This is a genomic window from Nonomuraea typhae (assembly GCF_009760925.1).
In the GTDB taxonomy this organism is placed as follows: domain Bacteria; phylum Actinomycetota; class Actinomycetes; order Streptosporangiales; family Streptosporangiaceae; genus Nonomuraea; species Nonomuraea typhae.
Window position 1 is genome coordinate 337473 of record NZ_VRLV01000007.1, and the last position, 17659, is coordinate 355131.

Sequence of the window (17659 nt, forward strand, 5' to 3'; positions counted from 1 at the left end):
CCTTCGGGCCCTCCTGGGGTGGGGCGTAACCGCCCCGCCGGGCCGGAGTGCGGCTTCGCCGTACCCGAAAGGCCGCGAGAAGCGTGGAGGAGGACCAGCAGGGACCGGGAGAAGTGTGGGGCCGAGGGGTCAGGGGGCCGGGATGCGGTGGTTGGTGCGGCCGTCCAGGGCGCGGTAGGCGCCTGGCTTGTCCAGGGGTACCCGGATCAGTGCCGCGCCGTTGGCCACCCGGACGGGCAGCGTCCGGACGCCTTTGTGCCGAACGGCCAGGGCCCCTTCGTGGATCCACACCCGGAGCCTGTGCCCCTTCGCCCTGACCAGCACCTTCGCCGTGTCGCACTCGGCCGCCGACGCGGGCCAGGTCAGTTCCAGGCTGCGCCGGGCAACGATCCGGGCCGTCGCCGGGACCGGGATGCGCTCCACGCACGCCACCGGCTGGGGAACGACGTGGGAGACGACGACCGGCGGCGGATCCAGGGTGTCGGCCAGGACGATCGTGCCCGTCTCCAGCAGGGCCAGCGTGACGACGGCCCCCACCTTGGCCGGGCTGCGACCGCGGACGAGCACCCAGAGGCTGAACGGCGCGAGCACCAGCCAGGCCAGACCTAGGGAGATGGCGAGCATGAAGATCCTCATACGGTGAAGGAGAGATGTAACTCTCCGTATTAGTTCGCGGGCGCGGAGTTGTCGCCGTCTTGACTATCACATGATCTGAGCGTTGCGCATTGTGTACTCTTCGTGATCTCCGGTGTCGCAGGGACGCCGGAGTACCGTAGAAGGGTGCCTGAGGTGAGCCTGTATCTGCCGGAAGATCTCAAGCAGCGGGTCGCGCAAGCGGCTCGCGTGCACGGGATGTCGGAAGACGAGTACATGCGCGACGCCATCCGCCGGACTCTGGACGACGAGGCGACGGGGCAAGCGCCGCGCTGGGGGCTGTTCGACAGCGGCGATCCGACTCTGGCCAGCCGGACGGACGAGATCCTCGCCGAAGGGTTCGGTGAGCGATGATCGTCGTCGACACGAGTGGCCTTCTGGCCGCCTACGACCGTCGTTCGGCCGAACACCAGGAGGTGATGCGGGTTCTGCGTGACACTCAGGAGCCGCTCATGCTCTCGCCGTTCGTGCTGGCGGAGCTCGACTATCTCCTGGCCACCCGGCTGGGGACGGGCGCGGAGAAGGCTGCGCTGAGGGACGTCAGTGACGGCGTCTATCTGCTGATGCCGTTCGAGCAGGCGGCGGTGCGGGAAGCGGTCGAACTGGTCGAGAAGTACGACCGGCTCGACATCGGCCTGGCCGACGCCTCGATCGTCGTCGCGGCGGCACGCAACCGGACCACGAAGGTGCTGACGCTTGATCAGCGCCATTTCAGGACGGTGAAGCCGCTGTGGGGAGCGGCCTTCACCGTTCTGCCCGCGGACTGCAACTAGGCGGTCCGCACGACCGGCGCCCCGCGTAGGGTCGCGCCGGCGTCGGTGAGGTCGGCCAGGGCCTTGTCGGTGGTGGCGCGGGCCACGCCGGCGGTGAGGCCGAGGAGCACGGTGACCGCGAGCCCGTGCTTCACCGCGTCCAGCGCGGTCGCGCGGACGCAGTGGTCGGTGGCGATGCCGACCACGTCCACCTGGGTCACGTGGTGGGCGTTGAGCCAGTCCGCGAGGGAGACGCCGTCTCCCGAGGCGCCTTCGAAGCCGCTGTAGGCCGCTTCGTGCGCGCCCTTGCTGAAGACCTCCTCCACTGCCGCCACGTCGAAGGCGGGGTGGAAGTCGGCGCCGGGTGTGCCGGCGACGCAGTGCGGGGGCCAGCTGTTGACGTAGTCCGGGTCGGCGGAGAAGTGCGCGCCCGGGTCGACGTGGTAGTCGCGGGTGGCCACCACGTGGTCGTAGCCGTGGTCGGCGACGTGGCGGGTGATGGCCGCTGCGACCTCGGAGCCGCCTGCGACGGGAAGGCTGCCGCCTTCGCAGAAGTCGTTCTGCACATCGACGATGATCAGCGCCGATGTCATGGTCGCGCTCATACCAGCACGATAGCTCAGGCGAATTCGGTGGGGATCGCCGCGTAGCCCCGTCCGAGGTGGAGGGCTTCCTGGGGGAGCCGGTTGACGGCTTCGCGGTGGCGGGTGCGGGCGTTCTCCAGGGGTTCGCGGCCGATGACCGTGCCTTCGCGCACGAGTTCGTGCAGCAGCGGGATGCCGTCTTCCGGGACCATGGCGGAGGTGGTCACGAGTTCCGTGTCGAAGTGGCCCGTGGGGTCGAGCAGGCGGTAGGCGTTCTTGCGTCCGCCGCGGGAGGGTTTGCCCACGGAGCGCTTGGCCACCGGCTCCAGTTTGCCCGTGGCCGTCTCCCTGGCCACCAGTTTGTACACCAGCGCGGCGGTCGGCACGCCGGAGCCGGTCACCAGGGAGGTGCCGATGCCGTAGGCGTCCACGGGGGCGGCGGCCAGGGCGGCGATGGCGTACTCGTCGAGGTCGGAGGTGACGAGGATGCGGGTCTTGAAGGCGCCCAGGGCGTCGAGCTGCTCGCGGACCTCCTGGGCGGCGGCGGCCAGGTCGCCGGAGTCGATGCGGACCGCGCCGAGGTCGCCGCCGGCCAACTCGACGGCGGTGCGGACGGCCGCCGGCACGTCGTAGGTGTCCACGAGGAGGGTGGTGCCGGCGCCCATGGAGGCGATCTGGGCTTCGAAGGCGGCCTTCTCCGAGTCGTGCAGCAGGATGAAGGCGTGCGCGGCCGTACCGGCTGTGGGGACGCCGTAGGCGTGGCCGGCCATGAGGTTGGAGGTGGCGGTGAAGCCGGCGATGTAGGCGGCGCGGGCGGCGGCGACGGCGGCGCGCTCGTGGGTGCGGCGCGAGCCCATTTCGATGAGGGGGCGGCCGCCGGCCGCGTTGGACATGCGGGAGGCGGCCGAGGCGATCGCGCAGTCGTGGTTGAGGATCGAGAGGGTCATGGTCTCGAGGAGTACGGCTTCCGCGAACGTGCCCTCGACGACCAGGATGGGGGAGGCGGGGAAGTACAGGTCGCCTTCGCGGTAGCCGTACACGCTTCCGGAAAATCGGTAATCGGCGAGAAACGCCAGGGTCTCGGCGTCGACGATCTTCTTCTCGCGCAGGTAGGTCAGTTCTTCGTCACCGAAACGGAAGCGCTCCAGCTCGTCCAGGACACGTCCGATGCCGGCCACCACGCCGTAGCGACGGCCTCCGGGCAGGTGCCGGGCGAACACTTCGAATACCGCGCGTCGCTGGGCGGCGCCGCTGCGCAGTGCCGCCTGCAACATTGTCAGCTCATAGTGATCTGTGAGCAACGCAGTGCTCATGGTCATTGTCACGACTCGAAGACTACGGCCCAGATAGGGCAGACTCGGGGATGTGGGTAGCACCGCTCCAATCGCCGTCGAGCGTCCGTCATCGGACGTCCGGCCCGATCTGCCATGGGTGACGATCGTCTGGAATGACCCGGTCAACCTCATGTCGTATGTGACCTATGTCTTCCAAACCGTCTTCGGCTACTCGAAAGAGAAGGCCGAGAAGCTCATGATGGACGTCCACCACAAGGGCAAGGCCGTCGTCTCCAGCGGTACACGTGAAGAGATGGAACGCGATGTGCAGATTCTTCACTCCTACGGCCTGTGGGCAACGCTCCAGTCGGACTCGGTCCAGTGAGAGTGAGGCGGCGCCCGTGAGCTCCGGTTTCAAGTCGTCCAAGGGCGGGGTCATCGCCGAGTTCGAGCCTGCCGAGGTCTCGATCCTCCGGTCTCTGGTCGAGCAGGTCCTCGGGCTGGTCGAGCCGGGTCACACCAGCGACGACCCGCTGGAGCGCGCGCTGGGCATCGGCTCGGCGCAGGCGCCCTCGGACCCGGTGCTGGCGCGGCTGTTCCCGAGCGCCTACGAGGACGCCGACGACGCGGCCGACTTCCGCCGCTACACCGAGGCGACGCTGCGCGAGGGCAAGCGCGCCGATGCGCAGACGATGCTGGACACCGCCAAGCCGGGCCGCAGCGAGCTCACGGCCGAGCAGGCGCAGGCGTGGTTGCGCTCGCTCAACGACGTACGGCTGGCGTTGGGAACCCGGCTGGAGGTCACCGAAGAGGTCCACGACGAGATCGCGATGATGTCCGAGGACGACCCGCGCTATCCGGCCTATGTCACCTACGACTGGCTGACCTACCTGCAGGACAGCCTGGTGCGGGCGCTCTGGTAGTTTCCGCCCCATGCTGACGATCTCGCAGGAACTCGCAGACAAGATCGTTGCCCATGCGCGGGCCGACCACCCCGACGAGGCGTGTGGGGTCATCGCGGGGCGAAACGGGGTACCCGAGCGGTTCATCCCGATGGAGAACGCCGAGCGGTCGCCGACGTTCTACCGCTTCGACTCGATGGAGCAGCTGCGCGTCTGGCGGGAGATGGACGACAACGACGAGGAACCCGTCGTGATCTATCACTCCCACACCGCCACCGAGGCCCACCCCTCACGCACCGACGTGACCTACGCCTCCGAACCGGACGCTCATTACGTGCTCGTCTCAACCCGTGAACCGGACGAGACGGAATTCCGCTCCTATCGGATCATCGATGGGGTGGTCAGCGAAGAAGAGGTAAGGTTTACGCCATGAGGACGAATGCCCCCGCCGCCGCGCGGGTGCGTCATGTCCAAAGCTTCCTTTTCGCGCATACCCCCTCTGTCGTCGTCTACGACTGTCGCTGATCGGAACTCCCCGCCCAGACCGACATATCCCGACATGAGGAGACTTGATCAGCGATGGCCATTGAGGTCCGCATTCCTACCATCCTGCGCAACTACACCGACGGCGCCAAAGCCGTCGACGCCGAAGGCGCCACGCTTGACGAGCTGATCGCCAACCTGGAGTCCCGGCACCCCGGCATCAAGGATCGCCTGGTCGACCAGGGCGCCCTGCGCCGCTTCGTCAACGTGTACCTGAACGACGAGGACGTACGCTTCCTCGGCGGTCTCGGCACCCCCGTGTCCGACGGCGACACGGTGACCGTCCTGCCCGCCGTGGCGGGCGGGGCCTCCTGACCCAGCGCATCGCCCGAGGCGGAAGCCGTACACCATGCGTTTTGAATCGTTGATCGACTCCGTCGGTCGCACACCCCTCGTCGGGCTGCCCCGGCTCTCGCCCTCTGCCGAGGTGCGGATCTGGGCCAAGCTCGAGGACCGCAACCCGACCGGCTCCATCAAGGACCGGCCCGCGCTGTGGATGGTCGAGCAGGCGGAGAAGGACGGCCTGCTCACCCCCGGCTGCACCATCCTCGAACCGACCAGCGGCAACACCGGCATCTCGCTGGCGATGTCGGCCAAGCTCAAGGGGTACCGGCTGATCTGCGTGATGCCGGAGAACACCTCGGAGGAACGCCGCCAGCTCCTGCGCATGTGGGGCGCGGAGATCATCTCCTCACCGGCCGCCGGAGGCTCGAACGAAGCCGTCCGCGTGGCCAAGGAGCTCGCTGCCGAGCACCCCGACTGGGTGATGTTGTACCAGTACGGCAACCCGGCCAACTGGCGTTCCCACTACGAGAGCACCGGCCCCGAGATCCTGGCGGACCTGCCCACGGTCACCCACTTCGTGGCCGGTCTCGGCACCACCGGGACCCTCATGGGCGTGGGCCGCTTCCTGCGTGAGCGCGTCCCGGGCGTGCAGATCGTCGCCGCCGAGCCGCGGTACGGCGAGCTGGTGTACGGCTTGCGCAACGTGGATGAAGGGTTCATCCCCGAGCTCTACGACGAATCCGTGCTGACCACCCGCTTCTCCGTGGGCTCCGGGGACGCGCTCAAGCGGACCCGCGAGCTGCTGGCCGCCGAGGGCATCTTCGCCGGGGTCTCCACCGGCGCCGCCCTGCACGCGGCGCTCGGGGTGGCCGGGAAGGCCGTCAAGGCGGGCGAACGCGCCGACGTGGTGTTCGTGGTGGCCGACGGCGGATGGAAGTACCTGTCGACCGGCGCCTACGAAGGCACCCTGGACGAGGCGGAGGACCGCCTCGAAGGGCAACTCTGGGCCTGAGGACTCGAACGGCCTGAGAACCGAACGGGCTGAGAACCGAATGAGCCTGGAAACCGAAAAAGGCGGCCAACCTCGGGGTTGGCCGCCTTTTTCGGGTGATCAGTTGAACAGCAGGCGCAGCGAGAACGTCGCCTCGCTGGTGGTCTGCTTGCCGCTGAAGCCGACGGCCCGCAGCTGCTGGAGGTTGACCTTGTCGTCCCCCTGCATGTTCTCCAGGTAGAGCTTCTCGACCTTGTCCAGGTCCACGAAGAGCGCGAAGCTGGTGGCGCCCGCGTCGGGGATGGCGGTCTTGAAGGTCTCGCTGTCGCCCAGCGTGCCCTCCTCGGCGAGCTTCTTGGCGTACTCGTCCGTGGTGGCGAGGGTGTAGGTGCCGTCACCGGCGAGCTTGGCGATCTGCGGAGCCTGCTGGCCCTGGCTGGTCATGGCCTTCTCGATCTTGCCGATGACCTCCTGCGCCTTGGCCGGGTCGGTGACGATGCGCACACCGGCCTTGAACTGCTGGTTGTCCAGACCCTCGCTGTCCACGGCGACGGTGAGGTTCTTGCCCAGCAGCGTGGCCAGGTCGTCGGGCAGCGTGAGGCCGAACTGGGTCTTGGCCTGCTCGACGAACTGCTTCATCTCGGCGCCGCCGGGCGTGCTGGCCATGGACTGCTCGATCTCGGCCCACTTCTTGGTGACGATCTCGCCGAGGCCGGAGAACGACAGGGCGCCGGCGGTGCCGGCGGGCAGCGTGGAGATGCTGGCCGCCTGCGGGTCGGTGGTGACGATGCCCTCGGCGCCCCGGACGATGCCGGCCAGTTCGGCGTAGGCGGCGTCGAAGCGCAGCGCGCCGGCGAAGCGGGCGTTCTTGACCTGCTCCAGCGCCTTCGCCTGCTCGGGGCCGAGCTCGTTCTCGGCCAGCTCGGCGATCTTGCCGAAGTGGGTCCAGAACGACAGGACGCCCTGCTCGCCGACCGCGTCGAGGTCACCGCCGAAGTCGCCGTTGTCGGCGAGGCTGCCCTCGCCCTTGGCGTAGCCGTCGGCCAGGCCCTGGTCCTGGGCGATGATGGCGTAGTCGTCGCGGAAGGCCAGGCCGTACTTCGAGTCGCCCAGCAGCTTGGGGATGCCCGCCCTGGCCTGCTCCTGGTCCTTGACCTGGACGGCGACGGCGAAGCCCGGCTCCTTGGACTCGCCGGCCGGCGGCAGGACGCCGACGCCGATCCGGCTGCCCAGCCACGGGTCTACGTCCTTGGCGAAGTCCAGCTTGGCGAGGTCCTTGTCGTCCTTCTTGATGGACTCGAACAGCGCCTGGCGTGGGTCCTCGCCCTGGAAGGAGTCCTTGGTCAGGGTGAACTTCCGCGCGAGCTGGAACAACGCCACCTTCTGGTTGGCGGCGGGGTCCAGGTCGAGGCGGATGTAGGCGATGGAGTTGGCCGGCAGCACCTCGTGCGGCTGGGTGCCGCCACCGCCCAGGGCGCTCAGCGCGAAGACCGTGCCACCGCCGAACAACAACACCGCCAGGGCCGCGACGCCGGCGATGATCCAGCCCTTCTTGCTGCCGCCCTGCCTGGCCGGGGGATCGGCGGGGCCGAAGTTCTCCGGGCCCTCCTGCTGCCAGCCGCCGCTGCCCTGCTGGGGCGGGCCGCCGTACTGGGGCTGCTGGCCGTAGGGCTGACCGGGCTGGCCGTACTGACCGGCCTGGCCGGGCTGGCCGTACGGCTGCTGGGACTGGCCGTAGGCGGGCTGACCGTGAGACGGCGGCTGCTGCCCGTAAGCGGCCTGCTGACCGTAGGGCTGCTGCTGGCCGTAGGCGTCCTGACCGTAGTGCTGCTGCTGGCCGTACTGGGGCTGCTGCTGGTAAGGCTGCTGCGGCGGGTACGGCTGGCCGGGCGTCGGCATGGTCGGCGGGTTCTCGGCTGGCTGCTGCTCCTGGTTCCAGCGGTATGCCGTGGTCCGGTTCGGATCCTGGCCACTCGGGGGATTATTCGCAGACATCACTCAACTCACAATGTGGATATTTGACCACTAGGAAGTTATCGGATGTCTCTAGACGATCGCTTGCAATAGGCTGAAACTCCGTTACACGCGCGACAGCTCCTTCTTGACCGTCTTAAGGATCACCTCACCGTCGCCGTACTCACCGACGGTGTCCCACGGCACGAACGTGCAGCCTGTGTAGACGACCTTGGCGATGGCGTCGGAGACCCAGCCGAAGCGCCCCTGCCGGTCGCGGGTGAGGCCGAAGAAGACCGGCCCCCGGATGGCCGAGACCACCAGGCCGTAAACCGTGTGGCTCTCCTGGAGCCCGCCCTTGTTCTTGATCACGCGCACGTCCACGACGTGCCCGACCCAGATGCCCTGGGAATCCCAGACGGATTGCCCCATGAGTTCGGTGAGTGCCATGTGCGCGACGTTCGCATCCGGATCACGTTTACGCAGGTAGGCGCGCTGATAGGCGGGATGCCCTAGAGTATGGGTTTACTAGAATTTAGTTCCGGACTTGAGGTGGCACGGGATGACCAAGTTCGACGAGGCGACCCAGGCGATCAAGATCGACGACCAGACCTACGACGTCTGCCTCGACCCCGGCTACTCGATCGGCGGGCCGCTCAACGGCGGCTATCTCGTGGCCGTGCTCCTGCGCGCCGCCGTGGACGCCGCGCCGTTCGCGCACCCGGTCAGCACCAGCGCGCAGTTCCTCAAGACTCCGGTGCCCGGTCCCGCCCGGGTGCGGGTCGAACCGCTGAAGGCCGGCCGTACCGCGGCCTTCTCCCGCGCGACGCTCGTCCAGGACGGGGCGGCCGTGATCGAGGCGCTGGTCACCACGGCGACGCTGGCGGAGGCGGAACCCGACTACAGCGACAAGGCCCCGGAGCTGCCCCCGATCGAGCAGTGCGCGAAGCTGCCCGACCCCAAACCCGAGTCCAACATGACGCTCAACGCCCAGATGGACCTGCGCTTCGACCCGCCCACGATCGGCTGGCTCAAGGGCCGGCCCACCGGGCGCCCCGAGTCGCGGGCCTACTTCCGGATGAGCGAGGAGCAGGACCCCGACGCGTACGTGCTGGCGCTGGCCGTGGACGCGCTGCCGCCCGTGGTCTTCTCCGCCGGGCGGCGCGGCTGGGCGCCCACCGTGGACCTCACCTGGCACCTGCGCGCGCTTCCCGCGCCCGGCTGGCTCACCCTCGCCGGCAGCGGCCGGCTCATCTCCGGCGGCTGGTTCGACGAGGAGGTCGAGGTCTGGGACTCCGCGGGACGCCTTGTGGCACAGTCACGGCAGCTCGCTCGTGTGGGACGGGGTTAGTAATGTGAGCATTCTTACGCGGTGAAGGCACTGGAGGTCGCCTACCCTCGAAGTCGTGCCAGACGCGAGCATCGGGATCTTCGACAGCGGAGTGGGCGGCCTGACGGTCGCCAGGGCGATCATCGACCAGTTGCCTCACGAGTCCGTCACCTACGTCGCCGACACCGCCAACCAGCCGTATGGTCCCAAACGCATCGCCGAGCTGCGCAAGTATGCCCTGGAGGTGATGGACCACCTCGTCGAGCTGGACGTCAAGATGCTCGTGATCGCCTGCAACAGCGCCAGCTCCGCCGTGCTGCGCGACGCGCGCGAGCGGTACGACGTCCCGGTCGTCGAGGTGATCCAGCCGGCCACCCGCCGGGCCGTGCGGGCCACCCGCAACGGCCGGGTCGGCGTGATCGCCACCCGCGCCACCGTCGAGTCGATGGCCTACGACGACGCCTTCGCCGCGGCACCCGACATCCGCCTCACCGGCGTGGCCGCCCCACGCCTGGTGGAGTACGTCGAACGCGGTGAGACGATGAGCGACGAGCTCATCGAGGTGCTCCGCGGCTACCTGGCGCCCGTCCAGGGAGCCGGGTGCGACACGCTCATCCTGGGCTGCACGCACTATCCATTGCTGACCGGTGCGATCTCCTACGTCGTCGGCGACGGCGTCACGCTCGTCTCCAGCGCCGACGAGACGGCGAAGGACGTCTACCGGATCCTGCACGACCGCGGCCTGGCGGCACGGAACGGAGCCACCCCCCGGCACCGGTTCCTCGCCACTGGCGACTCCGACCTCTTCGCCCAGCTCGGGCGGCGGTTCCTGGGGCCGGAGATCGACGCGGTCGCCCTCGCACCCGTGGGGGGTAGTACCTCTTATGGGAGGCAAGATGAAAGTGACCATCATCGGGTGCTCGGGTAGCTTCCCGGGCCCGGACAGCCCCGCGTCCTGCTATCTGCTGGAGGCCGAGGGGTTCAGGTTGCTGCTCGACTTCGGGAGCGGATCGCTGGGAGCGCTCCAACGCCACATCGACCTCTACGAGGTGAACGCGATCTGCCTCACCCACCTGCACGCCGACCACTGCCTCGACATCTGCGGCTACCACGTGGCCCGCACGTACGGCCCGGCCGCGCCGTACCCGAAGGTGCCCGTCTACGCGCCCAGGGACGCCGGGCGGCGCCTGGCCGCCGCCTACGGCATGCCCGAGGAGCCCGGCCTGGAGACGGCCTTCGACTTCGTCGCGCTGGCGCCGGGCGTCTTCGAGATCGGCCCGTTCTCGGTGACGGCCGGCCTGGTCAACCATCCGGTCGAGACGTACGGCTTCCGCGCCGAGTCCGGCGGGCGCAGCGTCGCCTACTCCGGCGACACGGGCGAGTCCGGCGAGCTGGTACGGCTGGCCGACGGCACCGACCTGTTCCTGTGCGAGGCATCCTTCCTGGAGCGCCCCGAGCTGCCCCAGGGCTTGCACCTGACCGGTCGCCAGGCGGCCGAGCACGCGGCCAAGGCGGGCACCGGCCGGCTGGTGCTGACCCACCTGGTGCCCTGGCACGACCGGCTGCGGGTGCTCGACGAGGCCGCGAGCGGCGGCTACGACGGCCCGATCGAGCTGGCCCGCAGCGGGGCGGTTTACGACTTGGCCTGAACCTCCGCGAAGTCCCGCATGTAGGGCAGGCGGGAGAACAGGAGGGGCAGGAAGGAGATCAGCCGCCCTGTCAGGAACACCCAGAGCGCCTCGCGCACGCCGATCTCATGGGCCACGATGCCGCCGAGCATCGCGCCGACCGGCATCGTGCCCAGGACGATGAACCTGACGGTGGCGTTGACCCGGCCGAGCATGCTCTCCGGGGTGACCGTCTGCCGGTAGGTGATCATGCCGATGTTGAAGAGGATCGCGCCGAAGGACAGGACGATGGAGGTCACGGCGAAGCACGAGACCCGCCAGTCGGACTGCGTCATCGGCAGCAGCAGCCCGAAGGGCGAGGTCAGGGTCAGCGCCAGCCAGGTGACGCGGGCGGTGCCGTACGTCTTGAACAGCCAGGTGCCGAGCAGGCCGCCGAGAAGACCGCCGAAGGCGCCCGACATGAGCAGCACGCCGATGATGCCGGGCGGCAACTGGACCACCGTCGCCAGGAACAACACCGACAGGCTCACGACGGCGCTGATGCAGATGTTGGTGGCGGCGGTGGCGGCGAGGAAGACGCGTTGCACGGGGTCGGCCCAGACCGTCCGCAGGCCCAGGGCGATGTCGGGGAGGAGACGGGAACGTTCCGAAACCGGGGGTCTGGAGTCCGGCTTCTTGATGGAGCCGAGCAGGATGGCCGAGGTCAGCGCGCCCAGCGCGGTGGCCAGCATGGTCCGCGGCGCCCCGAGCAGCTGCACCAGCGCGCCGCTCAGGCTCGGACCGGCCAGCGCGCCGGTGTTGCGGATGACCTCCAGCTTGGCGTTGCCGTCGGACAGCTGGTCCTTGCCCACCAGCGACGGCAGGTAGGTGACGTCGGCGACGTCGTTGAACACCTGGGCCAGCCCCACGAGAAGGGCCACGCCATACAGAATCGGCATGGAGAGCAGGCCCAGCGCCGCCGTTAGCGGGATGCTGCCTAACAGGAGGAACCTTGCCACATCGGACACGAGCATCACCCGGCGTTTGCGCATGCGGTCCACCCATGCGCCGGCGGGCAGGCTGATGATCAGGAAGGCGGCTGACTGCAGGGCGGCTAGCGCGCCGACCTCGAGCGGCGACGCGTGCAGCGACAGCACGGCGACCAGGGGGAGGGCCACCCGTGCGATGTTGGCTCCGAACTCGTTGGCCAGATGCGAGCCCATGAATCGGAGGAAGTCGGGATTTCGTAACACCCCCGTTGTCATTGGGTAAGGATCTATGTCCAGGACGCCAGCGGTCAAGGGTGCACCCCCGCGGAGATAGGGTGATCTGCATGTCTCGACAGGATGGCCGCACTCCCGACCAGCTCCGGCCGGTCACCATCACCCGCAACTGGCTCACCCACGCGGAAGGCTCCGTGCTGGTGGAGTTCGGCGGCACGAGGGTCCTGTGCGCCGCCTCCGTCCAGGACAGCGTGCCCCGCTGGCGGCGCGGCAGCGGCCAGGGCTGGGTCACCGCCGAGTACGCCATGCTCCCGCGCGCCACCAACACCCGCAACGACCGCGAGTCGGTCCGCGGCAAGATCGGCGGGCGCACCCACGAGATCTCCCGGCTGATCGGCCGCTCACTGCGCGCCTGCGTCGACTACAAGGCGCTGGGCGAGAACTCCGTCCTCATCGACTGCGACGTGCTGCAGGCCGACGGTGGCACCCGCACCGCCGCGATCACCGGCGCCTACGTCGCGCTGGCCGATGCCGTGGCGTGGATGCGCGAGCGCCGGATGTGCTCGGGCGACCCGCTGGTGGGCTCGGTCGCCGCCGTGTCGGTGGGCGTCGTGGGCGCCGTGCCGATGCTCGACCTGTGCTACTCCGAGGACGTCGCCGCCGAGACCGACATGAACGTGGTCATGACCGGCGACGGCAGCTTCGTCGAGGTGCAGGGCACCGCCGAGGGCGCCCCGTTCGACCGCGGCGCGCTCAACCAGCTCCTCGACCTGGCCGTCGCCGGGTGCGAGGAGCTCACGCTCCACCAGCAGGAGGCGCTCGGCGCATGAAGATCATCTTGGCTACCCGCAACGCGGGCAAGATCGCCGAATTGCGCCGCATCCTCGACGGCTTCGACATCGTCGGCCTGGAGGAGTTCCCCGAGATCGAGGACGTCGTCGAGACCGGCGTCACCTTCGAGGAGAACGCCCTGCTCAAGGCCGTCGCCGTGGCCAGGGCCTCCGGCCTGCCCGCGGTCGCCGACGACTCCGGGCTCTGCGTGGACGTCCTCAACGGCATGCCCGGCGTCTTCTCCGCCCGCTGGTCCGGCCGGCACGGCGCCGACGAGGCCAACATCGACCTGCTGCTCGCCCAGGTCGGCGACGTGCCCGACCACCTGCTGACCGCGTACTTCGCCTGCTGCGCCGCCCTCGCGCTGCCCACGGGAGAGACGCGCGTGGCCGGGGGCACGCTGCCCGGCAGCCTCATCCGCGTGCGCCGCGGCTCCCAGGGGTTCGGCTACGACCCGATCTTCGTGCCCGACGGCGACGTCCGCACCACCGCCGAGCTCTCCCCCGAGGAGAAGGACGCCATCAGCCACCGGGGCCGCGCCTTCCGCGCCCTCGCCCCGATCGTCCGCGAACTCCTCGTAACCGGGGCGTAAGATCTCCCACCCCCTCGACGGCGTAGCGTCGAGGGGTGCGCAGAAGTGTGATTCCGGCCTGGGCCGGGGCGCTGGCGGGCCTCGTGGCCGCGGCGCTCTCCCTCGGCCTCGCCCAGCTCGTCGCCGCCGTCATCCATCCGGAGGCCGCCCCGGTGATCGCCGTGGGCGACGCGGTGGTGGACCTGAGCCCCGCCCCGGTCAAGGACTGGGCCATCGCGACGTTCGGGGAGAACGACAAGAACGTCCTCATCGCGGGCGTGCTGGTGCTGCTCGCGCTGGCGGCCGCGGGCATCGGCCGGCTGGCCGTCCGCAGGATCGGGTACGGCCAGGCGGGGCTGGCCGCCTTCGCCGCGATCGGGGTGTGGGCCGTCATGACCCGGCCCGACGCGGGCCCGGCCGACGTCCTGCCGACCGTCCTGGGAGCCGCCGTGGGCGCGTGGGCGCTCGGCCGGCTGGTACGGCGGGCCTACGGCACACCGGCCACGGCTTCCGGGCCCGCCAGACTGCCCGAGCCATCCGGGTCTCCCGAGCCTCCCCAGGCGTCTGACCTTCCCCAGGCGTCCGAGCCTCCCAGGGGTTCCGGGTCTCCTCGGGCTTCCGAACCCTCCGAGGCCCCCGAGCCTTCCGTGGCCCCCGGGCCTTCTGAGTGGCCCACCGTGCATCCCCTGGAGCCGGTCTTCGACCGGCGGCGGCTGCTGATCGGCGCGGCCGGCGGGGTGGTGGTCGCGGGGGCGTCGGCGGCGCTGGGCCGGGCGTGGTCGGGGTCGCAGGCGGTGGACGCGGCCAGGAGCGAGCTCAGCCTGCCCCTGGCCACGCGCCCGGCGGCGCCGCTGCCGCGGGGCGTGGACCTGCGGCTCAACGGCCTGACCCCGTTCGTCACGAACAACCGGGACTTCTACCAGGTGCACACCGCCCTCATCCTGCCCAGGATCGACCCCAAGGACTGGACCCTGCGCATCCACGGCATGGTCGACCGGCCCGTCGAGCTGACCTACGCCGACCTGCTCAACCGCCCCCTCACCGAGGCCGACATCACCCTCACCTGCGTCTCCAACGAGGTCGGCGGCACCTTGGCGGGCACCGCCCGCTGGCTGGGCGTGCCGCTGGCCGACGTGCTGCGCGAGGCCGGTGTCCAGAAGGACGCCGACATGCTGCTGTCCACCTCCGACGACGGCTGGACCTGCGGCACCCCGGTGGACGTGGTCATGGACGGAAGGAACGCCCTGCTGGCCGTGGGCATGAACGACGAGCCGCTGCCGCTGTCCCACGGCTTCCCGGTCCGGCAGGTGGTGCCGGGGTTGTATGGCTACGTCTCGGCGACCAAGTGGGTGGTGGACATCAAGGTGACCCGCTTCGACCGGGACGAGGCGTACTGGACGCCGCGTGGCTGGTCGGCCAAGGGGCCCATCAAGACCCAGTCGCGCATCGACCTGCCGCGGGGTTCGGTGGCGGCCGGCCGTACCACGATCGCGGGGGTGGCGTGGGCCCAGCACACGGGCGTGGACGCGGTGGAGGTGCGGGTGGACGGCGGCGCCTGGCAACTGGCGCGGCTGGCCGAGGCGCCGACCGCGGACACGTGGCGGCAGTGGGCGCTGGACTGGGAGGCCGCGCCGGGCGAGCACACGATCGAGGTGCGGGCCACGGATGCGGCCGGCCGTACGCAGACGGAGCGGAAGGCGCCGCCCGCGCCGGACGGGGCGACGGGGTGGCACACGGTGACCGTGCGCGTCACGTGAGGCGTTGACGCGCCCGAGTTAAACGTTTAACAATGGGTCGCGTGTCAGCCAAGCCGACCGTCCGTGACGTCGCGCGCCGGGCCGGGGTCTCGGTGGCGACCGTCTCCTACGTGCTCAACGGCCGCGACGACGGCCGGGCCCGGCCCGAGACCCGCGACCGCGTGCTCGCGGCCGTCGCCGAGCTCGGCTACACGCCCAGCTTCGCCGCCCGTGGCCTGCGCCGGGGGCGGACCGAGCAGGTGTACGTGGTGCCGCGCTGGCCGGGTTCGCCCTTCGCCGCCGCGCTGGCCCGGGACGTGGCCGCCGTGGCGGAACGGCACGGGTACGCCACGGCGATGTTCGTCCAGGGGGACTGGCTGGGCTACCTGCGCCGGCACGTGGCCGACGGAGCCGCCATCGACCTGTGGCACCATCGCGGCTTCGCCGCCGAGCGGCTCGCCCCGCTGGTCGAGATGGGGCTGGCGCTGCTGGTGTTCGGCAACGGCATCGAACCCGACGGCTTCGACGTCGTGCGCAGCAACGAGCGGGAAGCCTGCGAGGAGGCCGTGCGGTTCCTGGTGGCCGCGGGGCACGAGCGCATCGCCTGCCTGCGCCGCCGGCCGGACGAGGGCGAGGGCGACTACCGGGCGGTGCGGTTCGAGGCGTTCGAGAACGTTCTCGGGGAACTGCCCGCGCCGTGGCTCATGCCCTGCGCCCACAACTCGTGGGAGCGCGGCCACGACGCCGCGCTCGCGCTCCTCGACCGCCCCGACCGGCCCACCGCGATCTTCGCGCTGAGCGACTCGGCCGGGGTCGCCGCGTACTGGGCGGCGCGCTCCCTGGGCCTGCGCGTCCCCGACGACGTGGCCATCGTGGCCGTCGGCGGCGTCCACGAGCGCACCACGCAGGTGACCTTCGTCGAACCCGACCACCTGGACCTCGCCCCCGCCGCCGGCCTGCTCTTCGACCGTCTCGCCCACCCAGGACCCGGCCGGGTCCTGTTCCAGAACTGGAGCCTGGTACACCGTGGCACAGCCTGACATCCTGGTGATCTTCACCGACCAGTGGCGCGGCGACTGCCTGTCGATCGCCGGCCACCCCGTCGTGGAGACCCCCTTCATCGACCGCTGGGCCTCCGGCGCACGCCGCTTCACCCGCGCCTACTCCGCCACCCCCACCTGCGTGCCCGCCCGCGCCTCACTCATGACCGGCCAGCGCGCCACCACCCACCGCAGGGTCGGCTACGCCGACGGCGTCCCGTGGGAGTACGGCACCACCCTCGCGGGCGAGTTCAGCCGGTACGGCTACCGCACCCACGCCATCGGCAAGATGCACGTCTACCCCGAACGCCACCCCCTGGGCTTCGACAGCGTGGAACTGCACGACGGCTACCTCCACTTCGCCCGCCGGCACGCGGCCGACCTGGGCGAGGTGGACGACTACGTGCCCTGGCTGCGCCGGGTCAGCGGGCGGGCCGAGGCCGACTACGCCGAGCACGGGATCGACTGCAACAGCGTCGTGGCCAGGCCGTGGGACAAACCCGAATGGCAGCACCCGACCAACTGGGTGACCCAGCGCACCGTCGACTTCCTGCGCACCCGGGACAGGAACCGGCCGTTCTTCCTGTTCACCAGCTTTCACCGGCCGCATCCGCCGTACGACCCGCCCGCCTGGGCCTTCGAGCAATACCTCGGCCGCGAGATGCCGCCACCTCCGGTGGGGGAGTGGGCCAGGGAGATGTGGGGCGCCACCGGCACCCCGTACGACCCGGCCTCGCCGTACCTGGAGCTGCCGCCGGAGCGGCTGCGGCGGGCACGGGCCGGCTACTACGGGCACATGTCGCACATCGACCAGCAGGTCAACCGGATCCTCGAGGTGCTGGCCGAGGCGGGGGCCGACGACACGATCGTGGTGTTCACCTCCGACCACGGCGAGCTGATGGGCGACCACAACCTCTTCCGCAAGTCGCTCGGCTACGAGGGCGCGGCGCACATCCCGTTCGTCGTGGGCGGGCCGGGGATCACGCCCGGCGTGGACGAGCGGGTCGTGGAGCTGCGCGATGTCATGCCGACGCTGCTCGGCGCCGCCGGGCTGCCCGTGCCCGCCTCCGTGGAGGGCCGTGACGTGCTCTCGGGAGCGGCGCGATCGGTGCTGCACGGCGAGCACGTGCTGACGCGCGACAGCAGCGTGCACTGGCTGACGGACGGGCGCTGGAAGTACCACTGGCGCAGCTCCGACGGCCGCGAGCAGCTGTTCGACCTGGCCGCGGATCCCGGTGAGCGGCACGAGCTGCCCGGCGTCCAGCCGTGGCGGGCCGAGCTGGCCGAGCGGCTGCGCGGCAGGCCGGAGGGCTTCGTGGCGGGAGGCGATCTGGTCATCGGACGTCCGGTCAGCGCCGTCCTGCCCGCCTGAGAATCGCCCAA

At 70.2% G+C, this 17659-nt stretch carries 21 protein-coding genes; 15 read left to right on the top strand and 6 right to left on the bottom strand.

The window, feature by feature from the left end:
• Positions 1-129 precede the first annotated feature (129 nt).
• A complete protein-coding gene (locus FVE25_RS27490; RefSeq protein ID WP_157249962.1) occupies positions 130-636 on the bottom strand; it encodes a hypothetical protein in 507 nt (168 codons plus the stop codon).
• Between the two features lie 153 nt (positions 637-789).
• Here FVE25_RS27490 and FVE25_RS27495 point away from each other — a divergent pair, with 153 nt between their 5' ends.
• The gene (locus FVE25_RS27495; RefSeq protein WP_157249963.1) at positions 790-1008 is read left to right on the top strand and encodes a ribbon-helix-helix domain-containing protein; all 219 of its coding nucleotides are present in this window, start codon (positions 790-792) and stop codon (positions 1006-1008) included.
• Positions 1005-1427 (top strand): type II toxin-antitoxin system VapC family toxin, encoded by a 423-nt coding sequence (locus FVE25_RS27500; RefSeq protein WP_157249964.1) that lies wholly within the window; start codon positions 1005-1007, stop codon positions 1425-1427. The genes FVE25_RS27495 and FVE25_RS27500 overlap by 4 nt, the downstream gene beginning before the upstream one ends.
• Here FVE25_RS27500 and FVE25_RS27505 read toward each other — a convergent pair.
• Positions 1424-1999: an isochorismatase family protein gene (locus tag FVE25_RS27505; protein ID WP_157250195.1), complete on the bottom strand. Its 576-nt coding sequence runs from the start codon at positions 1997-1999 to the stop codon at positions 1424-1426. The genes FVE25_RS27500 and FVE25_RS27505 overlap by 4 nt on opposite strands.
• A 26-nt stretch (positions 2000-2025) precedes the next feature.
• A complete protein-coding gene (locus FVE25_RS27510) occupies positions 2026-3309 on the bottom strand; it encodes a nicotinate phosphoribosyltransferase (protein WP_425489506.1) in 1284 nt (427 codons plus the stop codon).
• A gap of 46 nt (positions 3310-3355) precedes the next feature.
• Here FVE25_RS27510 and clpS point away from each other — a divergent pair, with 46 nt between their 5' ends.
• The 5 genes from clpS (at position 3356) to FVE25_RS27535 (ending at position 6006) form a co-directional block, all read left to right on the top strand.
• Positions 3356-3649 (top strand): ATP-dependent Clp protease adapter ClpS, encoded by a 294-nt coding sequence (gene clpS, locus FVE25_RS27515; protein ID WP_157249966.1) that lies wholly within the window; start codon positions 3356-3358, stop codon positions 3647-3649.
• 16 nt (positions 3650-3665) lie between these two features.
• Positions 3666-4187 (top strand): DUF2017 domain-containing protein, encoded by a 522-nt coding sequence (locus tag FVE25_RS27520; RefSeq protein ID WP_157249967.1) that lies wholly within the window; start codon positions 3666-3668, stop codon positions 4185-4187.
• A 10-nt stretch (positions 4188-4197) separates the two neighbouring features.
• Positions 4198-4599, top strand: a complete 402-nt coding sequence (locus tag FVE25_RS27525; RefSeq protein ID WP_157249968.1) for a M67 family metallopeptidase — start codon at positions 4198-4200, stop codon at positions 4597-4599.
• A gap of 146 nt (positions 4600-4745) precedes the next feature.
• Positions 4746-5024, top strand: a complete 279-nt coding sequence (locus FVE25_RS27530; protein ID WP_157249969.1) for a MoaD/ThiS family protein — start codon at positions 4746-4748, stop codon at positions 5022-5024.
• A 34-nt stretch (positions 5025-5058) separates the two neighbouring features.
• Positions 5059-6006: a PLP-dependent cysteine synthase family protein gene (locus FVE25_RS27535; protein ID WP_157249970.1), complete on the top strand. Its 948-nt coding sequence runs from the start codon at positions 5059-5061 to the stop codon at positions 6004-6006.
• 99 nt (positions 6007-6105) lie between these two features.
• Here FVE25_RS27535 and FVE25_RS27540 read toward each other — a convergent pair whose 3' ends face one another.
• Complete coding sequence (locus tag FVE25_RS27540; RefSeq protein ID WP_157250196.1) at positions 6106-7980, bottom strand: DUF3352 domain-containing protein; 1875 nt, start codon at positions 7978-7980, stop codon at positions 6106-6108.
• Between the two features lie 84 nt (positions 7981-8064).
• Positions 8065-8388, bottom strand: a complete 324-nt coding sequence (locus tag FVE25_RS27545; RefSeq protein WP_157249971.1) for a hypothetical protein — start codon at positions 8386-8388, stop codon at positions 8065-8067.
• Positions 8389-8500: 112 nt separating this feature from the next.
• On the opposite strand from FVE25_RS27545, the gene FVE25_RS27550 reads away from it, so the two are divergent.
• From FVE25_RS27550 to FVE25_RS27560, 3 genes are read left to right on the top strand one after another with little or no spacing between them, the layout of a single operon-like run.
• Positions 8501-9289, top strand: a complete 789-nt coding sequence (locus tag FVE25_RS27550; RefSeq protein ID WP_157249972.1) for a thioesterase family protein — start codon at positions 8501-8503, stop codon at positions 9287-9289.
• Positions 9290-9344: 55 nt separating this feature from the next.
• Entirely contained in the window at positions 9345-10196 is an 852-nt protein-coding gene (gene murI, locus FVE25_RS27555; protein ID WP_157249973.1) for a glutamate racemase, read from the top strand.
• On the top strand, positions 10165-10917 hold the full coding sequence (locus FVE25_RS27560) for an MBL fold metallo-hydrolase (RefSeq protein WP_157249974.1): 753 nt from the start codon (positions 10165-10167) through the stop codon (positions 10915-10917). The genes murI and FVE25_RS27560 overlap by 32 nt, the downstream gene beginning before the upstream one ends.
• Here the strand turns inward: FVE25_RS27560 and FVE25_RS27565 are convergent.
• The gene (locus FVE25_RS27565; protein ID WP_157249975.1) at positions 10902-12098 is read right to left on the bottom strand and encodes an MFS transporter; all 1197 of its coding nucleotides are present in this window, start codon (positions 12096-12098) and stop codon (positions 10902-10904) included. The genes FVE25_RS27560 and FVE25_RS27565 overlap by 16 nt on opposite strands.
• Before the next feature lie 110 nt (positions 12099-12208).
• Between FVE25_RS27565 and rph the strand changes: the two genes are divergently transcribed.
• From rph to FVE25_RS27590, 5 genes are read left to right on the top strand one after another with little or no spacing between them, the layout of a single operon-like run.
• On the top strand, positions 12209-12928 hold the full coding sequence (rph, locus tag FVE25_RS27570) for a ribonuclease PH (RefSeq protein WP_157249976.1): 720 nt from the start codon (positions 12209-12211) through the stop codon (positions 12926-12928).
• Positions 12925-13521 carry an RdgB/HAM1 family non-canonical purine NTP pyrophosphatase gene (rdgB, locus tag FVE25_RS27575; RefSeq protein ID WP_157249977.1) on the top strand — a complete coding sequence of 199 codons (597 nt, stop codon included), beginning with the start codon at positions 12925-12927 and terminating at the stop codon, positions 13519-13521. Before rph ends, rdgB begins: the two co-directional genes overlap by 4 nt.
• 35 nt (positions 13522-13556) lie before the next feature.
• Positions 13557-15257, top strand: a complete 1701-nt coding sequence (locus FVE25_RS27580) for a molybdopterin-dependent oxidoreductase (protein ID WP_246267522.1) — start codon at positions 13557-13559, stop codon at positions 15255-15257.
• Between the two features lie 41 nt (positions 15258-15298).
• On the top strand, positions 15299-16276 hold the full coding sequence (locus FVE25_RS27585) for a LacI family DNA-binding transcriptional regulator (RefSeq protein WP_181019732.1): 978 nt from the start codon (positions 15299-15301) through the stop codon (positions 16274-16276).
• A complete protein-coding gene (locus FVE25_RS27590; RefSeq protein WP_157249979.1) occupies positions 16263-17648 on the top strand; it encodes an arylsulfatase in 1386 nt (461 codons plus the stop codon). The genes FVE25_RS27585 and FVE25_RS27590 overlap by 14 nt, the downstream gene beginning before the upstream one ends.
• The last annotated feature ends 11 nt before the right edge of the window (positions 17649-17659 follow it).